We start from the raw sequence: 21,161 nt of genomic DNA, 5'->3' as shown, positions 1-21,161 counted from the left end.
GGCACCAGCATCAGCAGGTTAATCAAGGCGGTAAAACAACCGACGCTGATCAAAATGCTCTTGTATTCACCCAGCGCTTTGAAGAGGGGAGCATGGGGAGTGGTCTTAGCCATGTTGCTTAATTTCCCTGAGCTATTGGGTAGTTGTGAGGAGTCAGGAAACGCGTTGTTCTCCCGACTCCCTAGATAGATCTCCCTCAGCTATTACGACGTCAAGTGATCGTAATTCCATCGGCTGACAAGTTACCCAACCCAACTCCCACCAGGGTCACTGAACTGTTGCCAAAGCTCAATACCGTATCATTCCCGAGCGTTTGGGCATGATCTTGTAAGCTGTAATGCTCTCCCACTCCTTCAGCGCCAATAAAAACCAACTTGTCAGTGGTTTTGTAGTCGACAATGCGGTCTTGACCAAAATTACCAGTGAACAGGAAGGTGTTCGTCCCCGCCCCCCCTTTAAGCAGATCATTGCCGGCACCGCCGACCAGCACATCATTGCCCTTGCCCCCGATAAGCTGATCGTTGCCATCCAGGCCAAACAACCAGTCACCGCCGTTATGGGCGATGAGCACGTTGTTACCAAAGTCCCCTTTGACCGATGACGCGTAAGCCGTCAGGTCTGTGCCTGCCAGTAGGCCTTTGTCGGTGACGCTATGGGTCACGTTTTTACTAAAGAGGATCCAGCTGCTTTCCTTACCCACTACCGCGCCAATGTCCTCGGTAATGCTGATGCCTCCGTAGGCATCACGCACGTACAAGGTCCCTGCACCATCATTGGCGAAGGAGTAGCTCTTAACCGACTGCTGCAAGTCCAGGGTATTGTGACCGCCGCCACCAAGAATGATGTTGTAGCCGCCGCCGTCACGGAAGGTGTCGTCACCGGAGCGCCCGTCAAGATAATCGTTACCCTTCCCCCCTTGAATCAGGTCGGCCCCATCGGTGCCGATGATGAAAGTACTACCCTTATGGGGCTCGGCATTACGGTTGAGATCCTGAACCCAGGTAGTTTTCGCGGCAGGGTCAGACAGGTTAGCAACGATGACGGTCGAATCTCTGCTGGTCAGGTCGTAGAACTTCGACTCTAGGATGCGAGTCATTCCATTGTTGTATCCGGAGGTTATGGCCACATGAGTGGACCACGCTGCCAGGTTGAGGATGGAATTTGGCAACACATTCCATAGGTCCGAAGCGTAGTAATCATTAAAGCTGACGATGTTGTCAGTCGCTGACTCCTGCGGTTTGTCATGTACGCCTAGCGATGAAGAATTCAGCGAGTAACCATCGTTTAACCTGAACACTGGGTCCTGTTCATAGCCGACGTTCAGCACTTTGCCTGTGGCGCTCTGGTTCAAGGACGCATAAGCCACATAATTGGCATCTTGATAAAAACCGGACCAATGATCATTACTCAGGTCAGCCATGCTATTGACCGCTGCCCCCCCAAGGCTATGGCCGCTGACTACCACATCCTGGCCGCTCAGCCCATTGGCCTGGGCATAAGCGGCCACGTTACCCAGTAACTTGCCAAAAGCCTCATTAGTATAATTTTTGGCACTCGTTGGGTCGAAGCCGACCGCTAAGTCGTTGATCACATCGCCAAGAGTGTCGCTAATCAATGATTCCCTTGGTCCGGACGTGCCACGAAAAGAGATACCGATGCTGGTGAGCTTACCTGCTTCGTCATACTTGCCGAGCACTTCGGCCTGGGCAGTGGTGTAACCAGACGCCTCACCGAAAAAAGTCCCTCTCTGATCAACCTTGCCTTCATAAGATAGGGTGGTAGCGCTGATGGGATTCCAGCCTGCGGCCTTGACCGATGCCAGGGCAGCTTTTTCTGAGTCGGGGTTCCAGGGAATACCCGGTACCAGACCTTGGGAGTCATTGCTTCCAATCACTGCTGTGACGAGTGTTGCTGGAAGTCCAAAGCCTAGGCCGTACTGCTGGTAACCAGCGGAGTAACCGCTATCAATATTGTGATAGGAGTACACCATTATGGCCATGGCATCGGCAAACAATGCTTTGGAGCTCTCGGTGCCGAGGTTTTTGTAGTCAAATATTCCCATGTGAGTATGTCCTATTATTTTTATTCTTCAGGATTATTCATGTGTAAGAACAATCAATCGACAGCAACGATCTAGAGGTCCGAGTACAACCGCCACCAAAAAGAAATACCGCGAGGCATTGACGCGATCTCAACGATACGCGCCCGATTTGCCGGCTCTCAGCTTTGGTACCTTCGTTCCAAAAACTCCCTAGGCACGCCATCTAACTCCACAGCTCATATTGATGTCAATCGAAATCAAAAATATTGACAACCAAGATTATGATCGACATCATTAAGAATCTTGCCTCGGGAAGAGTTCTCGATATGAGCGACACCTATCTGACCGTACCCACCCGCCTCGTCGAATCGCAAAGCGATAGGTTTGCCCGTCGCCGCTGGAGCAACACTTCCAGCGGACAGCACACTGCGCTCTTCGCCCAGTATTTCCATGGCGGCATGGATCACTTGAATCCACTGCTGACCGACGGTGTGGCTGAAAGCCGCAAGTTCATCCTCTACAACGGCCGCGGCGTTGCTTCCTCTGCCCGTAACGCGCGTACCTGCCCTCTTGTCAGGCGCCCCCCCTCCTTCTTGAAGCGCCGCGCCCGCGGGTCTTCAGACCAAACGGCAGAAAACCCTTCGAGTTCAATCAACGGAGAACGTCATGTCTGAGCAATATGCACTGTGTGTCATCCTGCCCGTGAAGGCGGAACATGCCGACGAGTTCGCGGCCATGGTCCAGGACAGCGTCGCCGGGACGCGCAATGACAAGGGCGTCATCACCTTCAATTACCATCAGGTGGTTGGAGAGACGACTTGGATCCTTTATGAGATCTGGGAAAGCAAGGCAGATTCCGATGCTCACCAGCGAAAGCCTGAAGTCCAAGCCTTCTTTGCGAAGGCCCCCCGATTACTCGCGGGCGAACCCAAAGTTTTCCAGCTGGGTCAACTCATTTAGCACAACGCATAGGGTCACCTGACCAGGAGAAGACGATGACATTCAAGGCACTGCTCGCCAGCAAGACCGGCGACACCATTTCAACCAACTTGGTCGACTTTGAGGACGAGGATCTGATGCCAGGCGACGTCACCGTCGCGGTCGAGTACTCAACGGTAAACTACAAGGATGCGATGGCGCTCAGTGGCCGGTCACCGATCATTAGTAAGTTTCCGCTGATTCCTGGGATCGACTTTGCCGGTGTCGTAGAGTCGTCGACCTATCCCGGCATCGTGGCCGGAGACCGTGTGCTGGCCAACGGGTGGGGACTCAGCCAGACTCACCATGGCGGCTTCGCCCAAAAGGCACGAGTGAGCGGTGACTGGCTGGTCAAGATTCCGGCAGCCTTTTCGGCCCGCGATGCCATGGCTATCGGCACAGCAGGGTACACCGCGATGCTGGCCGTGCTGGCGCTGGAGCATGGCGGCCTGACGCCTGAGCGCGGCGATATCCTGGTGACGGGTGCCAATGGTGGCTCAGGATCGGTGGCAATCGCCCTGCTGTCCAAACTGGGCTATCGCGTGATCGCATCGACCGGGCGGCTTGATGAAGCCGATTACCTGCGCGCGCTTGGCGCACACGAGATCATCGACCGTAACACCTTGTCCGCACCGGGCGCACCGATTTCCAAAGAACGGTGGGCGGGCGCCATTGACTCGGTCGGCAGCCATACGTTGGCTAACGTGCTCGCACAGACCCAGTATCGTGGCGTGGTCGCGGCGTTCGGGCTTGCACAGGGCTTAGATCTGCCCGCCACTGTGCTCCCATTCATCCTGCGCAACATCACCCTTGCCGGCATTGACTCGGTCAACGCGCCGCAGCAGATACGGCTGCAGGCTTGGTCGCGCCTTGCCAGTGACTTGGATCTGGACAAGCTTGCCCGAACCTCGAAGGTGGTTGGCCTCGCTGATGTTTCTAACGTCGCGAGCGGTGTTCTCGCAGGGAAGGTTCAGGGGCGCACTATCGTCGATGTGAACGCGTGACTGTCAATTTGGCGGCACTTCACTGCTCTCGCTTCGCCGCGCGACATGAGACTCAAAAGAGAAGATGCGCCCATGAATAAGCATCCAGGATTGAATATGCGCTATATAGAAACGCCCACTCGATCCATTGATGTTGGCGGAACTGCATTCGCGTACAGGGACCTGGGGCCGCGCAGTGGCGTGCCACTGATCTTGCTCAACCACTGGGGCGCGGTTCTGGACAACCTCGACCCACGAATCGTCGACGGACTTGCCTGCACGCATCGTATCATCGCCATCGACTATCAGGGGATCGGTGCTTCAGGTGGAACGTCACCCGTGACCGTCGATGCGATGGCCCGCGATGTGATTGCGCTCATCGAAGCACTCGGTTTTAAGAAGGTCGATTTGCTCGGCTTTTCCCTGGGCGGGTTCGTGGCACAGGATATCGTGCTCAAAGTCCCTGGGCTGGTTCGGCGCCTCATACTGACCGGTACAGGACCGGCGGGCGGCAAAGGGATCGACAAGGTTGGGATGGTTTCCTGGCCGCTCATGCTCAAAGGCTTATTGAGCCTGCGAGATCCGAAGATCTACCTATTCTTTACTTCCACACCAAATGGTCGGCAAGCCGCGAAAGCCTTCGTAGAGCGGCTGAAAGAACGCAAAATGGATCGCGACAAAGGGCCGACGCCCGGCGCGTTCCTTCGCCAATTGAAGGCGATCAAGGCGTGGGGACGGCAGGCACCCCAGGATCTGAGCCGCATCCGAGTCCCAGTACTGATCGCCAATGGTGACAACGACATCATGGTGCCCACGGTGAACAGTGACGACTTGGCGCGTCGGATTCGAGGCTCACAACTTATCATCTACAAAGATGCCGGGCATGGCGGAATTTTCCAGTATCACAACGAGTTCGTGTTCGCGGCGTTACGCTTCCTCAATGACTGAAGCGATGCAAAGACGACTATCAAGTTGATAAACAGATGGAGACAAAGAAATGAATCGGCCAACTGCCATCGTGTTCGGCGTGGGATCGGTGCGCGGTGTCGGCGGTGCCGTGTGCAAGCGCTTCGCGCGCGAGGACTACCACGTGATCGTGGCAGGGCGTACCTCGGCCAAGATCGATGAGGTGGTGGCCGATATTGCCGCGTCGGGTATTGGCAGTGCCGAAGCGCTTCGGATCGACGTGACCGACGAAGCACAGGTGATCGCCGCGTTCGACCGCGCCATGAACCCAGGGCCAGGCCGCGAGCCCGCTGATGTTGTTGTTTCCAACGCAGGGAACAATGCCTTCATCGATTTCACGCAGCTGTCCTCTAAGCAGTTCGAGGACTTTTGGCGCGTTGGTTGCTACGCAGGCTTCCTGGTCGGGCGTGAGGCTGCGCGCCACCTTGCCCCATTGGGCCGTGGAACAGTCATCTTCACGGGCGCCTCGGGCAGCCTGCGCGGCAAGCCCGGGTATGCCCACTTCGCTGCAGCTAAAGCGGGATTGCGCATGATTGCGCAGAGTATGGCCCGCGAGTACGGCCCGAAGGGGATCCACGTCGCGCATGTTGTTATCGACGGCGGCATCCTTGGCGACCGGCTTCAGGCCGCCTTTCCCGACAGAGTCACCCTGGCCGCGGCAGACGGTCTGCTTGGCTATGACGCTATCGCCGAGAACTACTGGATGCTGCACCGCCAGCCGAGATCGGCTTGGACGCAGGAGCTGGACCTGAGGCCCTTTAAGGAAAACTGGTAACTGCGTCGGCCGAAGCCCGGGCGCTATACGCCGACCGACGAGGCGCGCACGTCGCTGGGCGTGCGTCCATAGTGCGCCTTGAAGGCTCTGGCGAAATGCGCCTGGCTGGTGAACCCTTGGCGATAGGCGACCTCGGCAATGTCCAGCCCGCGACTGTCCGCCTGGCTCAGCAGACGGAACGCGCCCTGTAAGCGCTTTTCCAAAATAAAACGATGGGGTTGTGTGTCTTCCAGGGCAAATAGCCTGGCCAGGTGTCGCGTGGAGACGCCGGTTTGATGAGCCACCCGCTCACAACTCAATGCAGGGTCGGACAGTTGCTCGAGGATGCATTGCTTGGCGGCCAACAAGTAGGACGCACTGAGTGCATTGATCCGGCGGTTGCCCATCTGACCCGCAATGATAGTCCCCAGCAGCTCAAGAGCATCCTCTTGATAATTGTCCGCCCCTTGGCTGAGCGGCTGCTCGAAAAAACCGCCGGTGCGCTCACTCAATGTCCTCAGCAGTAAACGCTGTGTGCCGGTGTGTGCGCTGATCTTCACGGCGTGATCAAAGCGGCGCAGACAGCGGGAAGCAAACACGTCCTGGGGGATATCGAAGATAAACTTGTGCATCGAAGCGGAGAAGCCGAACAGGTAGGGCTTGTCGGTGCGATACACCATCATCTCGCCCGGTTCCAGCAGATGGCAGTTGCCGTTCTGAAAGAAAAACGACGCACTGCCCATGACCAGCGATACGAACACCGACTCTTTGGGCACGGTGCGAATCATTGAACCATCACGCTCGATGACGTGCTGGGTACCGGCAATATAGGCGACCCGCAGCCGATCCAGACTCAGATTGTCCTCCCGCGCGCTGAACCCGGTTTCACTGAAGGAAGAGCACTTCAGGCCGACCAGCGTCGATGCGTTGTACTGCTCCCAGAATGCCACGCGCTGATCCAGCGGAAGGTCATCGGTACTGGCACGCTGGGTATCAAGCAAGGCGGCGGTTCGGGTCATTTTTATTATTCTCGTTTTTATTAACTACTCGGCCCCACACAAGGCTAATTACCGGGCCTGCAGCGCCCCATTAACCGCCCACCCAAGCACGCTGTCAATCGGTAGCCGATACAAAACCACGGCAACCGATGAACTGAAAATATCCGTCCGATTCAGACAACAATGACGTCAGTTTCGATCAAACCGCAGCTCCCCGTTCTCCCTAGAGTGGCCCCTGTATTCCAACAATCAGAGGCCCAACATGCCCGAATTAGCCCGCAACGAATTCTGGAAAGACCTGCAGCCCATCGCGAACTGCTTCAAGCCCGACGCCAAGCCTGAGGTTTACCTGCCGAATGCCGCCAGTGATGATTTGCGGCTCTACGTGCCCTTCACCGAGACGGTTTCTTCACGCCCTCTGTGGATCTCCCCCAGCGAAAACCGCTGGTGCGACATCTTGATGTCCAGCCATGCCGGCCTGGTCAATCGCCACTACCACCCGCACGAAGTGTTCGCCTACACCTTGTCGGGCAAGTGGGGCTACCTGGAGCACGACTGGACCGCCACCGCCGGTGATTTCGTTTATGAGACGCCCGGCGAGGGTCACACTTTGGTGGCCTATGAACATGAGGAACCCATGCGCGTGTTCTTCATCGTCAAGGGGCCACTGATCTGGCTCGACGAGCAAGGCGAGTCCACCGGCTACTTCGACGTGCACTCCTACATTGCCCTGTGCCGTGAACACTACGAAAAGGTCGGACTCGGCGCTGATGCAGTGGACCGTCTATTCCGTTAAACCCCGTGCTGCGGAGAACCATCATGGCTCACAACAATAATAAAGCCAGTTATGAAAATGTCCTGCTCTGCGTGTTGTTCCTGACGTTTGGTTTTGTGTTTTTCGATCGTCTAGCGCTGTCGTTCCTGTTTCCGTTCATGGCTGAAGAGCTGCATCTGAGCAACAGCCACCTCGGCATGTTGTCCTCGGTGCTGGCCTTGGCATGGGCGATTTCCGGCACGTTGGTCGGTGCGTGGTCGGATCGTCGGGGGGTGCGCAAGCCGCTGCTGATTGCGGCGGTCATCCTCTTTTCGCTGTGCTCGGCCCTCTCGGGGCTGGTCGCGGGATTCCTTAGCCTGTTGCTGTTTCGCGCCATCATGGGGTTGGCCGAGGGCCCCATCCTGCCGTTGTCTCAATCGATGATGGTGGAGGAGTCATCGCCGCATCGCCGGGGCTTGAACATGGGCCTGCTGCAAGGTTCGGCAGCGGGTTTGTTGGGCGCAGTAATCGGCCCGCCGGTATTGATTGCCCTGGCCGAGGCTTACGGCTGGCGACATGCGTTCATTGTGTCGCTGCTGCCAGGACTGCTAATCGCATGGCTCATCTGGCGCTATGTGCGTCAGGATGAACCTCGTCAGGCTCCAGTGAGTGACGTCAAGCTCAGCGGGCATCGCCTGGCACTGCTTAGAAGCCGCAACATCGTGCTGTGCACATTGATCAGTTGCGTGTTTCTGACCTGGTTCGTGATCCTGATCTCCTTTACCCCGACGTTTCTGGTCAGCGTCCGCGGTTACAGCGCACCGAGCATGGGCACGATCATGAGTTGCCTGGGTGCGGCATGGGTTGTGTGGGGGTTTGTGGTGCCCAGCATCTCCGACCGTATCGGCCGCCGTCCGACGCTGGTGCTGTTCTCGCTGGTTGCTGCCTGCTGCCCGATAGCCCTGCTATTTGCGCCGTCGCCGATGATACTCGGCGTGCTGATGGTGCTCACCTTCACCGGGCTTGGCTGCTTCACGCTGTTCATGTCCACCATTCCGGCTGAAACCGTCCCGCGTGAAGTCATGGCCACGGCGCTGGGCATGATCATGGGCGTTGGCGAACTGGTGGGCGGGTTCGTGGCGCCGACCGTTGCCGGGTTCGCTGCCGATCAGTTCGGGTTGTCGATTGTGATGTGGATCTCCTGCGGCGGCGCCTTGTTGGCAGCAGGGCTGTCCCTGCTGCTCAAGGAAACCGCACCTGGCGTGCTGCAACGCCGATCAATGCAAGCCTGCACACAGCGTGCGTGATCCGAGATCACCACGCTGCTCCATTTGCTCATCACAACAACAATAAAATGAGTCCCAGACCATGCACCCTACTCTTCGTTTGTACGCGTTTTTATTCCTGGTGTTTACCTACCCCCAAGCCTGGGCACTGGACCGAGAAGGTCCACTGGCCGGCCTGGGCGAGCAATTGGCAGGCTACGGCATCCAGCCCCATGTGCAATTCACGAGCCTGTCGATGAAAAACCTCGACACCGGCCCACGGCCCTACAGCTTCGGCAACAGCGGTGACCTATACATCGGCGCAGACGTTAACCTCGCCACGCTCAGTGGCCTGGACGGCGCAGCCCTGCATTTCGAACAAACCGTCTTTATCCTCGATAACGGTACCGGCCAACCGACCGGGGGCGAATGGCAAGGTGCCGTCGGCAGCTATTTTGGCGGTGCGCCCTTGCACAATGACATCGCCAGCAATCAGTTGAGCCTGTTGACCTACGAGCAAAAATGGCTCGATGGTCAGCTCGACCTGCACGTCGGACGGACCAATGGCCGGCGGTACTTCTACATCTATAACTGCGAAACGGGGGTCACCTGCAACGACCCGATCCTGGACGCCTCAAGCGGCATGTTGCCGCCGCCCTTCGGTGCCTGGGGCGGCTATCTGAAGTATCAAGTGAACCCGCGTTTTTACGTGCACGCGGGTGCGTTTGAATCCAACCCGGTGGACTACCTGAAAAAGCGCAAAGGCCTGGACTTCAGCACCGACGACGCCAGTGGCACCAGCTTTCTGCTGGGCATTGGCAGCAAGCCGGGCGATGACACCACCCAGTACGAATTGAACGCGTATTTCAACTCGTCCAACCAGGTCGACCCGTTGACGGGTGCCAGCGACCACGGCACAGCCGGCGGCTTCTTCAAGTTTCGCCAGACGCTCTGGCGCGGCGGGCAGCAAGGCGTGCAGGTATTCGGTTCGCTGTCGGCGGCGGCTGACGATAAACAACCCTTCAGCCATTTCGCCGAAGCTGGGCTGACCTACCTTGCCCCCTTTGATCGGGCGCAGGACAAGCTCAATCTCAAAGCCAGTTACCTGCAAGTCAACGACCATCAGTTGCAGTTCCAACAACGCCTGCGCACGGCGGCCGGTGGCGATCCTGAGTTGGGTGAGCGCAATGTCTACGCAGTGGAAGCCAACGGCCACTTTGCCTTGACCCGCCACCTGGCGATCGAGCCGAGCATCCAGTACATCATCAACCCGGACAACTTCTACAACCCGGGCGCGACGCAATTGAGCAACAACGGTTTTGTGGTTGGCCTGCTGGTGGTGCTGGATGTGGGTTCGGTACTGGGTCTGTAAGCCGGTGCCTTGAATAAAACGTTTAACTGACTCCGTGAGGTAATGATGACTATGTTCAGCAGCACTCTGTTTGAAGGCAAGGTCGCGCTCGTCAGCGGCGGCACATCCGGGATTGGCCAGGCGACCGCCGAGTATTTGGCCCGGCATGGCGCCAGGGTCGTGGCGATCGGCTTGGGCGCCGACGCGACAATCGTCGCTGAGGGAGTTGAGCTTGATCTTCGCGAGGTTAACGTCACCGACGATCAAGCGCTCAAAGGCGTGATCCAAAGCCTGGACCGCCTGGATATTCTGGTACCGGCTGCGGGTGGCACCCTGGGCGAAAAGGAGATGGAGTGGGACGCCTTCAACCAGGTGTTGTCGGTGCAACTCAACGCTGTCTACCGCCTTATCAACCTGGCGTATCCATTGCTGGCCAGGCAAGGTGGGTCGATCATTAACATCGCGTCGATGTTCTCCTACTTTGGCGGGGGCAAACTCGTGGCTTACTCGGCAGCCAAAGGCGCGATTGTCCAAATCACGAAGTCCCTGGCGGAGGCCTACGCCCCTGACAACATTCGCGTCAACGCTGTAGCGCCGGGATGGATTACCACCCCACTGCTGGCGAAAATCGATGATCAACCGAGGATAGATCGCCTGCTGTCGCGTACGCCCATGAAACGCTTCGGCAGTGCTGAGGAGGTCGCCAAGGTGATTGCCTTCCTGGCTTCAGATGCGGCGTCCTTTGTAACCGGTGTGGTGCTGCCGGTGGATGGCGGTTACCTGACCACCGCTATCTGAAGTCAGCATCGCCTCACAGGCGCGCCTTGATTCACCCTATGACTCGCTCGATGGCGATACAGGCAAAGCAGCAGTCATCCGAGCGTGGCAAACCTCAAGTATTTCATCGGAAAGCTGCGAGTCATCCGGACAAGCGCGCGATAACATGACCGCGCCAACAGCATGGGCGAGGATGTCGATCATCTTCGCCCTTACCTCGCCCGGTGCCGCCTCTTCGGTGGTTGGATATCCTTCTCCCAGCGCGCTCAATGTGCGCTCTATGCCATCGGCGAATGCGCCTCGCAACTCGTCCGGCTGACGCGCCGCGTCTCCGCACAATGCTGCCATGGTGCAACCATCGCCACGCCCGTCGCGGTGGTCCCTCGAAAAGTACAAATCGATAAACCCCTGCACATCGAGCGATTCGGCATCGGACAACGACCGGGCAAGACTGTTAGCCGAAGCTTCGGCCATCAACTCAGCCTTGGAGCCGAAATGTTTGTAGAAACCTCCATGGGTGAGTCCGGCAGCCGCCATTAGATCCACCAAACCTACACCGTCAAACCCTCGTTCACGAAACAACACAGAGGCCGTCTCGACGATGCGTTCGCGATTTGCCTGCGACTGGGCCTTGGTAACTCTCACCTGCAATACCTCGGGTCAGCTAAAGAATCATGCATCCATAGTACATAGATGTTGAGCGCAATCAAATTTATTGACAGTTTAGATTATGATCACCATCATAACGACAAGCCAAATCCATTTCAGCAACGGCCTCGGAAGACACATCACATGACCGATCAGAATCTGTTTACGCCCTACACGCTTGGCGCCCTCACACTGTCGAACCGTATCGTCCTCGCGCCGCTGACGCGCAACCGTGCAGGCGCAGGCTTCGTACCCAGCGAATTCGCGGCGACCTATTACAGTCAGCGCGCATCCGCCGGCCTGCTGATTTCAGAAGCCACACAGATCTCTCAACAGGGTCAGGGCTATCAGGACACTCCGGGGATTTACACACAGGCGCAGATAGATGGCTGGCGCACAGTCACCGATGCGGTGCACGCAAAAGGCGGGAAAATTGTGCTGCAGCTGTGGCATGTCGGCCGCGTATCGCATGTTGACCTGCAGGAAAATGGCGCAGCGCCGGTTGCCCCCTCTGCACTGCGCCCGGCGACTAAAGTATTCGTCAACAACAGCTTTGAGGACGTTTCCCCACCGCGCGCACTGGACATCAGCGAGCTGCCCGGCATCGTTAACGATTTCCGACAAGCCGCCGCAAACGCTATTGCAGCGGGTTTTGATGGCGTAGAGATCCATGGTGCAAACGGCTATTTGCTGGATCAATTCATTAAGGATGGCGCCAACGTACGCACCGATGCCTACGGCGGCACCATCGAAAATCGAGCGCGCTTATTGCTCGAAGTGACGGCCGCGGTCGTCGCCGAAATTGGTGCGGATCGCACGGGTATTCGCCTGTCGCCGGTGTCGCCAGCCAATGGCGTTTCGAGCAGCGATCCGCAGGCGCAGTTCGATTACATCGTCGACCAACTGGATGAAATTGGCATTGTTTATCTGCACGTGGTCGAAGGCGCTACGGGCGGGCCACGTGATGTGGCGCCGTTCGATTTCGGCGCCTTGCGCCAGCGCTTCAAAAATACCTACATCGCCAACAACGGCTATGACGTGGCGCTGGCGACTTCGCGAGTCAACGACGACAAGGCCGACTTGATCGCCTTCGGTCGTCCCTTCATTGGTAACCCCGACTTGGTGGAACGACTGAAGACCGGTGCGCCGTTAGCCGCCTTCAACCCCGCCACGCTGTATGGCGGCGGCGCGGCGGGCTATATCGACTACCCGACGCTTGCCGAATCGAGCGCTGCTGCGAACTGAGCACACCGCTGTTTTTTGCGCATCACCCCAATCGATATGCTTGAAAAAGAGATGACACCATGACCGCACGCCCTACCGTTCTTATCACTGGCGCCTCCACAGGAATAGGCGCGGTTTACGCCGAGCGCTTTGCCCAACGCGGACACGATCTGGTTCTGGTTGCCCGGGATGCCGCGCGCCTGGAAACACTTGCAGCGAAGTTGCGCAGCGAACACAGCATCGCGATTGATGTGCTTCAGGCTGACCTGACCCAACTCAGCGATCTGGCGAGCGTCGAAGCGCGACTGCGTGATGACGCCCGGATTGGCATCCTCATCAACAATGCCGGTGCGGCGCAGTCCGGCAACTTCATTGACCAGAGCACCGACAGTATCGCGAACCTGGTAGCTCTAAACACTACGGCTCTGGTGCGGCTCGCCAGCGCCATCGCGCCACGCCTGGCCAAAGCAGGTGACGGCGCGATCATCAACATCGGCTCAGTAGTGGGTCTGGCTCCGGAGTTCGGCATGTCGGTCTATGGAGCGACCAAGGCGTTCGCGCTGTTTCTTTCCCAGGGACTGAGCCTGGAGCTTTCGCCTCTGGGCGTCTATGTCCAAGCCGTGCTGCCTGCTGCTACCCGCACGGAGATCTGGGATCGCGCGGGTATCGACATCAACACCTTGAACGAAATTATGGAAGTGGGAGATCTGGTCGATGCCGCGTTGATTGGCTTTGATCGTCGCGAGCCAGTGACCATTCCGCCGCTGCAAGAAGGCGAGCGCTGGGACGTCCTGCAAACGGCGCGTCAGGGTCTACTCGCGCAGATCAGGCAGTCCACTGTTGCACAACGCTATAAAGCCCAGTCGTAGTCTTTCTGTAATCGGCGCCAGCCAGCTGGGTGCTGAAAGCACGTTAACGGCACCCAGCGCTCGCAATTTGCACGGAGTCACCATGCCCCTCTTGGATACATGCCTACACTCTGGATCACAGGTGCAATTCGTCAAAACAGCGAACCACACGATCATGGTTGGCGACACAGCCTTTGCCTATCGGGATATGGGCCCCTTCACGAAAGTACCGCTGGTTCTGCTCAACCACTGAGGTGCGGTGCCGGACAACAATTGTCGATGGGTTGGCAAAGAGCCCATAGCAGCAACGCAGGGAGCTCGCTTCCAACCTTAACTCCAACCTACAAGAGCCGCATCATCATGAAGGCATTTTTAATTGATCGTTATGGCAAGAACGCAGGGCGTATCGGCGAGATATCCGAGCCCTCGGTGGGCGTCCATGACGTCCTGGTTCAAGTACATGCCAGCAGCGTGAACATGCTGGACTCAAAGATCAGAACAGGCGAGTTCAAACTGCTACTCCCGTATTCATTTCCACTGACACTGGGCAATGACTTGGCCGGGGTTGTGGTGCGGGTAGGTTCCGGAGTGAAACGATTCAAGCCAGGCGATGAAGTCTACGCACGCCCGCCTGAGGAGCGGATCGGGACGTTCGCCGAAATGATTGCAGTGGACGAAAACGCGCTCGCCTTCAAGCCGGTCAATATAAGCATGGCTGAAGCCGCATCCATTCCCTTGGTCGCCCTGACAGCGTGGCAAGTGCTGGTTGAAACCGCACATGTGAAGAAAGGCCAGAAAGTGTTAATTCACGCTGGCGCCGGGGGTGTCGGCACCCTTGCCATCCAGCTCGCCAAACACCTCGGGGCCTTTGTCGCAACCACTACCAGCACTGCAAATGTCGAGTGGGTGAAAGCGCTTGGGGCCGACGTGGTCATCGACTACAAACAGCAGAACTTCGAAAGCGTCTTGCGCGATTACGACGTGGTGTTGAACAGTTTGGGCGCAGATATTTTAGAGAAGTCGCTCAAGGTACTGAAGCCCGGCGGTCAACTCATCTCCATTTCAGGACCACCCACGCCGCAGTTCGCACAAGAGCGAGGGGCAGCGTGGGCGATCAAGCAAGTCATGCGTCTGTTGAGCTATGGCATTCGACGCAAGGCGCGCAAGCAGGGCATTAGCTATGCGTTCGTATTCATGCAGGCACAGGGCGCGCAATTACAAAAAATCACCAAGCTGGTCGAGTCCGGCGTTCTACGGCCGGTCATCGATCGTACCTACGCGCTTGAGTCAACTGCAGAAGCACTGCGCTACATCGAACAGGGCAGATCAAAAGGCAAAGTAGTCATCCAGATCAAATAGCTACCCCCCCATCGGAAACAAGGGGTAAGGCAGAAGCGCGCAAAAGGCCGGCAAGATGGAAGTGGATAAAGATAAGTGCGACACCAACGCAAACATTGAATCAATCGTAGCCGAAAGACACGACACAGAAGATAACAGTGAATGTCAGGGTAAAGCGCCAGAACCTGACGAAGCGACGTCTGAGCGTTCACCAACGAATAAAGTGCCTGACGCCACTGCTCCGCCTGTAATCCTCTGGCGTAGCTTGATGCTGCAGCAGTAAAACTACGACGTCGGATCGCCGGCCCATCAGATTAGGCCCAAAACCTCTCCCGCGCCCTAGGGTGCGGAAGAGTCAATGACGATGTAACTACAACCGTTGATAGACGAAACCTGGTTCTATAAGCCGATGGCTAACGCGTAGAGGATGTTGTGCGATAAACGTATTCAAATGCTTTGCCACCTCGTCCGGCACGGAGTCGGGAAAGAAATGACCGCCTGGAATGGCGGCGGCGGCCAAGGTCGTAAAACGCTTAGACCAGGTAGCAGGAATGTCATAGTGTCGAGCCATTGCTCCAGACGCGCCGTAAAGAATCTGCGCGGGGATCGCCATACATTGCTCTTGATCAATCGAGTCGTCAGCGAAATCGACCGCCAGTGCAGCACGATAGTCGTTGCAAAAACCAGCGATGGTCGCTGGGTCTCTCCATGATTGCCGGTACGCCAACAGTTGCTCAGCATTGAAGTCTTCCGGCCCGGCCGCTCCCCATCCGAAAAGACAACTCTCGAAGAAAAAATCCGGATCAGACTCGATCATTCGCTCGGGAAAGGGCGCAGGCTGGGCCAAAAAGAACCAGTGCCAGTAGCTTTGCGCGACTTCCTTGCGCAGATCGGTCAACAGCACCGTCGTTGGCACAATGTCCATTAGCGTGAGGCTGGCTACCGAATCCGGGTAGTCGAGCGCCAAGCGATATGCAGCCCGAGCGCCACGGTCGTGGCCTATGAGGTGGAACTTTGAATGCCCGAGTGCGCGCATAAGCGCCAATTGATCCAACGCCATGGCGCGGAATCCGTAGTTCGCCAGGCTTGCTAGAGCCGTAGGCTTACTCGACGCCCCATATCCGCGCAAATCGGCGCAAACGACCCGATAGCCTTGCGCAACCAATATGGGTGCAATTTCCGCCCAAACTGCCATGGTCTGCGGGAAGCCGTGCAGCATCAGTACAGGTTCGCCTTCACCGGCAACCACACACGCGATTTCAACTTCGCCTACGTTGACATGATGCTGCTCGAACCCTTCAAACATAAGTTCTCCTTTGAGGTTTTTACCATCGTCGGTCAGTGGGTAGACCTTGCGTCTGCGCGGATCAAGAGTTTCGCCAGCAGTGTACTTTTCAGCGCCCTTTCGCGGCCCCATCTGCATAGCGATGTTATTTTGTTAAAATAACTTTGTTATGGCACCATCGCAACATGACTGAAAAATCACTTCCCGACGCCCCCATTCGCCTGATTGAGGCGACCATTCGTGTGCTTGCGACCAGAGGTCCATCCGAAGTCAAGGCACGTTCGATATCGACTGAAGCCGGCCTTTCTACGATGGGTGTTTATACCCACTTCGGCGGGGTGCCAGAACTTCTCCATGCAGTCGCTGACGAAGGTTTCAAACGGTTGGCGGCAGCCTTCAAGCGCTTGCCTGTGACGGATGATGCGATAAGCGACTCATGTGCAATCCTCCTGGCGTGCCGCGACTTGGCAAAAAGCAATCCTCATTTGTACGACTTGATGTTTGGCCTTTCGATTGATGGAAGGTATAGCCCCTCACGCGGCACGATGACGTCAATTGCGGGTGGACAATCGGAAGCGTTCAAAGCGACCTATACGATTGTGATCCAGGCATGTGCGCGTTTGGTAGACGAGAAATGCGTACACAAAGTCGATCCGGCGCTCATCGCACCACAGCTATGGAGTGCTGCGCATGGATTCATCATGCTCGAACTCGCGGGCCACTTTGCAGGCATAGCCAAGCCTGCTGAAGAGATCCTGGTGGCGACATGCAACAACATTGTTGTGGGCTTTGGAGCGAATCGCCAAATAGTCGAGTCTTCCACTGCTGGTGTACTTGCCAGATGGGTAAGCTCACCAATGGCTTGAAAACCCGCGCCCCCAAACAGCGCTCACATCTTCGCCGGGCTCCTCGCGTGGCGCGCATCTGCTGCTAGACACTCATTCAGCGTGATAACCGTTAATCCGACCAATGTATAACGCTGTTATCTTCAAAAAATAACACTGTTATAGTACGTTCGTAATACACGGCTTTTGCCGTACGTTTTTCGATGAACACGATGACCGTCGCAGATGCCAGCCTCAAAAAGCTCGACTGACCGGACCTGTCTCGTGTGAGCGAACTTGATTTCCCGGGGCCTATCCGGCCAAGCAATGCGCCCCATTCGACAAGCATTGGAAACACAGCCGCCACGATGGAGCGACCAAAAGATGAATGGCTTCAACTGGATAGATCAACTGAACCCTCAATTGCGTAATACCGTTCTGGGATGTGCCCATCCAAGAACCGTTGCCGACTCAAAGATCCTTTATCAAAAAGGCGACCGAATAACAGAGGTTTTTCAGATCGTTTCCGGAGCCATACGCAAATGCATTCTCACGGAGGACGGTCGAGAGGTTCTGCTCTACATTTATGGACCAGGCGATATCGTTACAGATGCACCACTAGCTGATGACGAACGCTGCCCCGTCACGCTGACGACACGCGGTGAAACCAAATTAAGAGTTTGGTGGGCGGGTGATTTGAAGCTACTGCGCGAGCAGCACCAGGACATCGAAATGGCCCTTACCCGCCAGCTCAATCTTCGCTTGCGAGTGGCGCTTCAGTTAATCGAGGAGCTCCTGACCTTGCCGGTCGCAGCAAGAATCGCATCCCGTTTCGCTCAACTCAGTGGTCTTCAAATGCCTTCCAATAAAGGGGTCGATTTGCTGCTCTCGCAGGTAGATATAAGCCTCATGGTCGGAAGCACACGACAAAGTGCGAATCGAGCAATCAACGTCCTTAGAAAACTCGGCCTGATAGAAGCGCTCTACGGGAAAATAACTATCAAGGATCTGCAGGGCCTTAATCGCTATGTTCGAGAACATCACCGATCAAGCGAAAAAAAGCTCACACAATGTAATCTGGAAGACGTTTTCTCCTTGTGATACGCCCTACCATCGGTTCCGTAAGTGCCCTAGCCATAACAATAAAACAGGCGCTACTGGAGATTTCCCATGCATGCAAAAACACTCGCCATTATTTCGCCGTCCCTCGTGCCAACGGCACTTCACGGTGCTCACCGTCTCACGTACTACCGCGCTGGCTTCGCTAAAAGCCAGCATGCCCGCCCGATGACTCAGGGTTTGAGCCTTCGGGTTATCCACCCTCGAAAACCCGGGGCAATGCTCGACTGCAAAGGTCAGCACGCCTACCCCCCCTCCCCACTCGCTATCTACATCAAGCCAACGCATTCGCGAGCCAAATCGATGAGCCCCCGATCAACCAATCCTCCCTCAGGCCCAGCAAGCGATGCCTCTCTGAAGGAACCCTTGCCCGCCAATCTGCCAATGCGCTCCTCGCTGACCTAGCTCTCTTTTGGGCCGCTAGAAAACACGCAGATGACTAGGCGTCACGGTTATGGATCCTCTCCATTGCACTGGTGCATGACGGAGAACGTGATCGCCCCAAACGGGTGATGGACCACGCTTTCACCCTGATCGGAGTAAGAAATTGAATAAAATCATTCTTCAAAGCACTTTCGCGCTGACCGTTTGCACTCTTTGCTCCACTGCTATTGCCAACGGCCTGGCCGTCAATGAGCAAAGCGCCAGCGCTGCCGGGACTGCCTATGCAGGCCGCGCGTCAACAGCGCTGGATGCCAGCACTGTCTATGGCAACCCCGCCGGCTTGAGCAAGCTCAAACGCACCGAGGTCAGTGGCGGTTTCGCGGTGGTCAGTGCCAAGACCGATATCCATGACGTTCAGAGCGGTGCTTCGGGCGGCAACAAAGGCGACTCAGTACCCTTGATCACGCTACCTTTCGGTTACTTCTCCACGCCGATCAATCAGGACCTCACCTTCGGAATGGGTATTTATGTTCCCCAGGGGCTGAGCAACGATTATGAAAGCAGCTTTCAGGGCCGCTATCACGGTAGTAACAGCTTGGTAAAAGTGGTCACCTTGCAGCCGACACTCGCCTATCGACTCAACGAGCGCGTCAGTATCGGCGGTGGCCCGACCATCAATCACATAGACGGCGAACTGGAGAACGATCTGGCCACGGGTGCGCTGAATGCGGGCAAGGACACAAAGATCACTATCAAGGGCGACGATACCGCGATCGGATACAACCTTGGGCTGATGATCGATCTGAATGACGCAACGACGTGGGGCATCACTTATCACTCCAAGGTCACCTATACACTCAAAGGTCATACTGGAGTTAAAGACGCTCCAAGCGTGTTAGGCCTGAACGGTAAGTATGCGGCCTCCTTGACCACCACCCTTCCAGAGTCAGTGGATACCTCTTTCACCCATCACTTCAATGATCGCTGGACCGGTTACCTGGGTGCCACCTGGACGCGCTGGAGTCGGCTGAGCAAGCTCGAAGCGATAAATAAAGGTGTGTCACCGCTTGGGCAGCAACTGGGGTTTGGCACTATAGGCGAGGAACTTAACTGGCATGACACCACAGCAGTGGCAGTGGGCGCCTCCTATCAGCTTGACGAGCAGTGGGTACTACGCGGGGGTTTCGCCTACGACCCATCACCGACTACCAATGCAAATCGTGAAGTGCGCATTCCCGTAGGCAATCGCCGGGCACTGACCTTCGGAGCCGGTTATTCACCCAATGAAGATCTCACCTTCGACCTCGCTTACGCCTACCTGTGGGAAGGCAGCAGCTCGATAAGCCAAGCCAACACCTCCGGACTCCAGCCGGCTTATAGCGCCAAGTACGAGAACAGCGCCAACGGTGTAGCGGTTCAAATGACATACCGTTTTTGAACTGATCTGACGTGGGTTGGCTTCCGATCAGCAACCCCACGTCAACGGCATTTCCGCTACGCTCAAAAACCTATAAAGCTATATTATTTGTATAGCATTATTAGTATACAGATCGTATAGTGAGCTCAAGAGCGACACTCGACCCACCCAAGCAGCGAGCGATACATGAGAACGGCCATGAGATCAGCAGCAGAAAATGCTCAAACGCTGCGCTCGTTCCAATCGACGGCGACGCGTTCAGCGACGCTACCGAAGGGAAAGGCACCAGGTCTTGAACGGGTGGTGCTTGCCGATCTACCGTATTGCGCCACGTATCGGCTGAGCGGAATATGTACAATAAGCCATGACAAACAAAACCTATGGTCAACTCTGCCCGATCGCCCGGTCGCTGGATGTGCTGGGAGATCGCTGGACGCTGCTTTTGATTCGCGAATTCCTGCTGGGTCCAAAGCGATTCAAGGACCTGCTCGCGATTCTGACCGCAATGGGTCCAAACCGGCTCTCGGAACGTCTCGCCATGCTGGTGCAGAATGGCGTTATTCAACAAGTCACGTTGCGCACGCCTCCTGCTACGCCCGCTTACGAGCTGACGGCGCTGGGCGAACGGCTACGCAAGCCAGTGCTCGCGTTGGGTTTTTGGGGGCTGAGTTTGCCGATCGACGAGCGCATCGATCCGTCCAGTGCGCGGGCGGAGCTCATAGCACTTTGCCTGACCAGTGCGAACGATTCGGCATCGAGCATCGGCTTGCAGGAAGTCTACGAATTTCAAGTGGGAGCAGAAGTCTTCCATATACAAGTCAACGACGGCAGCCTGTTGGCGAGGTCGGGGCCCTGCGCGGAGCCTGTCGACGTCAAGATCCAGTGCGACATGCAAACGTTCATTGCTCTGGCCTTACGCGAGGTCACGCCAACGCAGGCGCTTCGCGAAGGACAGGCAAAACTGCTGATCGGCGAGCGTCCAGCGTTTACGCGCGTGTTCAAAGTACTCGAGTACAAGCCCTAAAGCCTGGGGCCACCTCCCGTTTTTCTTGGGGGGTGGCGGGCCTGAATGAGCCGCTATACCCAGACACCCACCCGCACCTTATTGCCCGTGCTCAATCCGTCGCATTCTCGCGCACGGGGAACAACGCTGTCCCCTTAGCTGCCAGCCGAACCTATCTGCCCCTACTTGCCTGCATCCGATGTC

At 56.6% G+C, this 21,161-nt stretch carries 20 protein-coding genes; 16 read left to right on the top strand and 4 right to left on the bottom strand.

Translation table 11 applies throughout. The features are described from left to right. Positions 1–211: 211 nt before the first annotated feature. Positions 212–2,062 carry a polyurethane esterase gene (locus AC3ZU9_RS12535; RefSeq protein ID WP_490090794.1) on the bottom strand — a complete coding sequence of 617 codons (1,851 nt, stop codon included), beginning with the start codon at positions 2,060–2,062 and terminating at the stop codon, positions 212–214. Between the two features lie 260 nt (positions 2,063–2,322). On the opposite strand from AC3ZU9_RS12535, the gene AC3ZU9_RS12530 reads away from it, so the two are divergent. The 5 genes from AC3ZU9_RS12530 (at position 2,323) to AC3ZU9_RS12510 (ending at position 5,743) form a co-directional block, all read left to right on the top strand. Beyond that, positions 2,323–2,715: a hypothetical protein gene (locus AC3ZU9_RS12530; RefSeq protein WP_122811016.1), complete on the top strand. Its 393-nt coding sequence runs from the start codon at positions 2,323–2,325 to the stop codon at positions 2,713–2,715. After that, positions 2,708–3,001 carry a putative quinol monooxygenase gene (locus AC3ZU9_RS12525; protein WP_122811017.1) on the top strand — a complete coding sequence of 98 codons (294 nt, stop codon included), beginning with the start codon at positions 2,708–2,710 and terminating at the stop codon, positions 2,999–3,001. Before AC3ZU9_RS12530 ends, AC3ZU9_RS12525 begins: the two co-directional genes overlap by 8 nt. Positions 3,002–3,036: 35 nt before the next feature. After that, positions 3,037–4,023: an acrylyl-CoA reductase (NADPH) gene (gene acuI, locus AC3ZU9_RS12520; RefSeq protein WP_122811018.1), complete on the top strand. Its 987-nt coding sequence runs from the start codon at positions 3,037–3,039 to the stop codon at positions 4,021–4,023. 72 nt (positions 4,024–4,095) lie between these two features. Then, positions 4,096–4,950, top strand: coding sequence for an alpha/beta fold hydrolase (locus tag AC3ZU9_RS12515; protein ID WP_122811019.1), 855 nt, complete (start codon positions 4,096–4,098; stop codon positions 4,948–4,950). 49 nt (positions 4,951–4,999) lie between these two features. After that, positions 5,000–5,743: an SDR family NAD(P)-dependent oxidoreductase gene (locus AC3ZU9_RS12510; RefSeq protein ID WP_122811020.1), complete on the top strand. Its 744-nt coding sequence runs from the start codon at positions 5,000–5,002 to the stop codon at positions 5,741–5,743. 23 nt (positions 5,744–5,766) lie between these two features. On the opposite strand, the gene AC3ZU9_RS12505 is transcribed toward AC3ZU9_RS12510, so the two are convergent. Further along, on the bottom strand, positions 5,767–6,741 hold the full coding sequence (locus tag AC3ZU9_RS12505; RefSeq protein ID WP_490090793.1) for a helix-turn-helix domain-containing protein: 975 nt from the start codon (positions 6,739–6,741) through the stop codon (positions 5,767–5,769). Positions 6,742–6,982: 241 nt separating this feature from the next. Between AC3ZU9_RS12505 and AC3ZU9_RS12500 the strand changes: the two genes are divergently transcribed. The 4 genes from AC3ZU9_RS12500 to AC3ZU9_RS12485 all read left to right on the top strand — a co-directional run bounded on the left by AC3ZU9_RS12500 (position 6,983) and on the right by AC3ZU9_RS12485 (position 10,888). Next, the gene (locus AC3ZU9_RS12500; protein ID WP_076953982.1) at positions 6,983–7,516 is read left to right on the top strand and encodes a 2,4'-dihydroxyacetophenone dioxygenase family protein; all 534 of its coding nucleotides are present in this window, start codon (positions 6,983–6,985) and stop codon (positions 7,514–7,516) included. A 23-nt stretch (positions 7,517–7,539) separates the two neighbouring features. Next, positions 7,540–8,781, top strand: coding sequence for an MFS transporter (locus tag AC3ZU9_RS12495; RefSeq protein ID WP_122811021.1), 1,242 nt, complete (start codon positions 7,540–7,542; stop codon positions 8,779–8,781). Between the two features lie 61 nt (positions 8,782–8,842). Further along, complete coding sequence (locus AC3ZU9_RS12490; RefSeq protein ID WP_122811022.1) at positions 8,843–10,111, top strand: carbohydrate porin; 1,269 nt, start codon at positions 8,843–8,845, stop codon at positions 10,109–10,111. Positions 10,112–10,162: 51 nt separating this feature from the next. Beyond that, positions 10,163–10,888, top strand: a complete 726-nt coding sequence (locus AC3ZU9_RS12485; RefSeq protein ID WP_224795860.1) for an SDR family NAD(P)-dependent oxidoreductase — start codon at positions 10,163–10,165, stop codon at positions 10,886–10,888. A 36-nt stretch (positions 10,889–10,924) separates the two neighbouring features. Here the strand turns inward: AC3ZU9_RS12485 and AC3ZU9_RS12480 are convergent, their stop codons facing one another. Then, positions 10,925–11,512: a TetR/AcrR family transcriptional regulator gene (locus tag AC3ZU9_RS12480; RefSeq protein ID WP_122811101.1), complete on the bottom strand. Its 588-nt coding sequence runs from the start codon at positions 11,510–11,512 to the stop codon at positions 10,925–10,927. Positions 11,513–11,659: 147 nt separating this feature from the next. Here AC3ZU9_RS12480 and AC3ZU9_RS12475 point away from each other — a divergent pair, with 147 nt between their 5' ends. From AC3ZU9_RS12475 to AC3ZU9_RS12465, 3 genes are all read left to right on the top strand, one after another. After that, complete coding sequence (locus tag AC3ZU9_RS12475) at positions 11,660–12,760, top strand: alkene reductase (protein WP_122811024.1); 1,101 nt, start codon at positions 11,660–11,662, stop codon at positions 12,758–12,760. 59 nt (positions 12,761–12,819) lie between these two features. Beyond that, on the top strand, positions 12,820–13,608 hold the full coding sequence (locus AC3ZU9_RS12470; RefSeq protein WP_122811025.1) for an SDR family NAD(P)-dependent oxidoreductase: 789 nt from the start codon (positions 12,820–12,822) through the stop codon (positions 13,606–13,608). Between the two features lie 339 nt (positions 13,609–13,947). Beyond that, positions 13,948–14,946, top strand: coding sequence for an NADP-dependent oxidoreductase (locus AC3ZU9_RS12465; RefSeq protein WP_122811026.1), 999 nt, complete (start codon positions 13,948–13,950; stop codon positions 14,944–14,946). 349 nt (positions 14,947–15,295) lie between these two features. On the opposite strand, the gene AC3ZU9_RS12460 is transcribed toward AC3ZU9_RS12465, so the two are convergent. Then, positions 15,296–16,231: an alpha/beta fold hydrolase gene (locus tag AC3ZU9_RS12460; protein WP_122811027.1), complete on the bottom strand. Its 936-nt coding sequence runs from the start codon at positions 16,229–16,231 to the stop codon at positions 15,296–15,298. A gap of 164 nt (positions 16,232–16,395) precedes the next feature. On the opposite strand from AC3ZU9_RS12460, the gene AC3ZU9_RS12455 reads away from it, so the two are divergent. The 4 genes from AC3ZU9_RS12455 to AC3ZU9_RS12440 all read left to right on the top strand — a co-directional run bounded on the left by AC3ZU9_RS12455 (position 16,396) and on the right by AC3ZU9_RS12440 (position 20,978). Further along, on the top strand, positions 16,396–17,076 hold the full coding sequence (locus AC3ZU9_RS12455) for a TetR/AcrR family transcriptional regulator (protein ID WP_122811028.1): 681 nt from the start codon (positions 16,396–16,398) through the stop codon (positions 17,074–17,076). Between the two features lie 342 nt (positions 17,077–17,418). Then, complete coding sequence (locus AC3ZU9_RS12450) at positions 17,419–18,135, top strand: Crp/Fnr family transcriptional regulator (protein WP_163825797.1); 717 nt, start codon at positions 17,419–17,421, stop codon at positions 18,133–18,135. A 565-nt stretch (positions 18,136–18,700) separates the two neighbouring features. Next, positions 18,701–19,975: an outer membrane protein transport protein gene (locus tag AC3ZU9_RS12445; protein WP_122811030.1), complete on the top strand. Its 1,275-nt coding sequence runs from the start codon at positions 18,701–18,703 to the stop codon at positions 19,973–19,975. A 343-nt stretch (positions 19,976–20,318) separates the two neighbouring features. After that, entirely contained in the window at positions 20,319–20,978 is a 660-nt protein-coding gene (locus AC3ZU9_RS12440; protein WP_206077238.1) for a winged helix-turn-helix transcriptional regulator, read from the top strand. Positions 20,979–21,161: the final 183 nt, after the last annotated feature.

It is taken from the genome of Pseudomonas sp. A39, from assembly GCF_058145955.1.
The sequence above is the reverse complement of the archived record's forward strand: the minus strand, read 5'-3'. Positions and strand labels throughout refer to the sequence as shown.

Excerpts from the sequence above, each read along its gene's own strand:
- AC3ZU9_RS12465 (WP_122811026.1), top strand. The coding sequence starts at position 13,948 with ATGAAGGCATTTTTAATTGATCGTTATGGCAAGAACGCAGGGCGTATC.
- AC3ZU9_RS12505 (WP_490090793.1), bottom strand. The coding sequence starts at position 6,741 with ATGACCCGAACCGCCGCCTTGCTTGATACCCAGCGTGCCAGTACCGAT.
- AC3ZU9_RS12475 (WP_122811024.1), top strand. The coding sequence starts at position 11,660 with ATGACCGATCAGAATCTGTTTACGCCCTACACGCTTGGCGCCCTCACA.
- acuI (WP_122811018.1), top strand. The coding sequence starts at position 3,037 with ATGACATTCAAGGCACTGCTCGCCAGCAAGACCGGCGACACCATTTCA.
- AC3ZU9_RS12485 (WP_224795860.1), top strand. The coding sequence starts at position 10,163 with ATGTTCAGCAGCACTCTGTTTGAAGGCAAGGTCGCGCTCGTCAGCGGC.
- AC3ZU9_RS12525 (WP_122811017.1), top strand. The coding sequence starts at position 2,708 with ATGTCTGAGCAATATGCACTGTGTGTCATCCTGCCCGTGAAGGCGGAA.
- AC3ZU9_RS12500 (WP_076953982.1), top strand. The coding sequence starts at position 6,983 with ATGCCCGAATTAGCCCGCAACGAATTCTGGAAAGACCTGCAGCCCATC.
- AC3ZU9_RS12510 (WP_122811020.1), top strand. The coding sequence starts at position 5,000 with ATGAATCGGCCAACTGCCATCGTGTTCGGCGTGGGATCGGTGCGCGGT.
- AC3ZU9_RS12490 (WP_122811022.1), top strand. The coding sequence starts at position 8,843 with ATGCACCCTACTCTTCGTTTGTACGCGTTTTTATTCCTGGTGTTTACC.
- AC3ZU9_RS12455 (WP_122811028.1), top strand. The coding sequence starts at position 16,396 with ATGACTGAAAAATCACTTCCCGACGCCCCCATTCGCCTGATTGAGGCG.
- AC3ZU9_RS12535 (WP_490090794.1), bottom strand. The coding sequence starts at position 2,062 with ATGGGAATATTTGACTACAAAAACCTCGGCACCGAGAGCTCCAAAGCA.
- AC3ZU9_RS12470 (WP_122811025.1), top strand. The coding sequence starts at position 12,820 with ATGACCGCACGCCCTACCGTTCTTATCACTGGCGCCTCCACAGGAATA.
- AC3ZU9_RS12460 (WP_122811027.1), bottom strand. The coding sequence starts at position 16,231 with ATGTTTGAAGGGTTCGAGCAGCATCATGTCAACGTAGGCGAAGTTGAA.
- AC3ZU9_RS12515 (WP_122811019.1), top strand. The coding sequence starts at position 4,096 with ATGAATAAGCATCCAGGATTGAATATGCGCTATATAGAAACGCCCACT.
- AC3ZU9_RS12450 (WP_163825797.1), top strand. The coding sequence starts at position 17,419 with ATGAATGGCTTCAACTGGATAGATCAACTGAACCCTCAATTGCGTAAT.
- AC3ZU9_RS12440 (WP_206077238.1), top strand. The coding sequence starts at position 20,319 with ATGACAAACAAAACCTATGGTCAACTCTGCCCGATCGCCCGGTCGCTG.
- AC3ZU9_RS12495 (WP_122811021.1), top strand. The coding sequence starts at position 7,540 with ATGGCTCACAACAATAATAAAGCCAGTTATGAAAATGTCCTGCTCTGC.
- AC3ZU9_RS12530 (WP_122811016.1), top strand. The coding sequence starts at position 2,323 with ATGATCGACATCATTAAGAATCTTGCCTCGGGAAGAGTTCTCGATATG.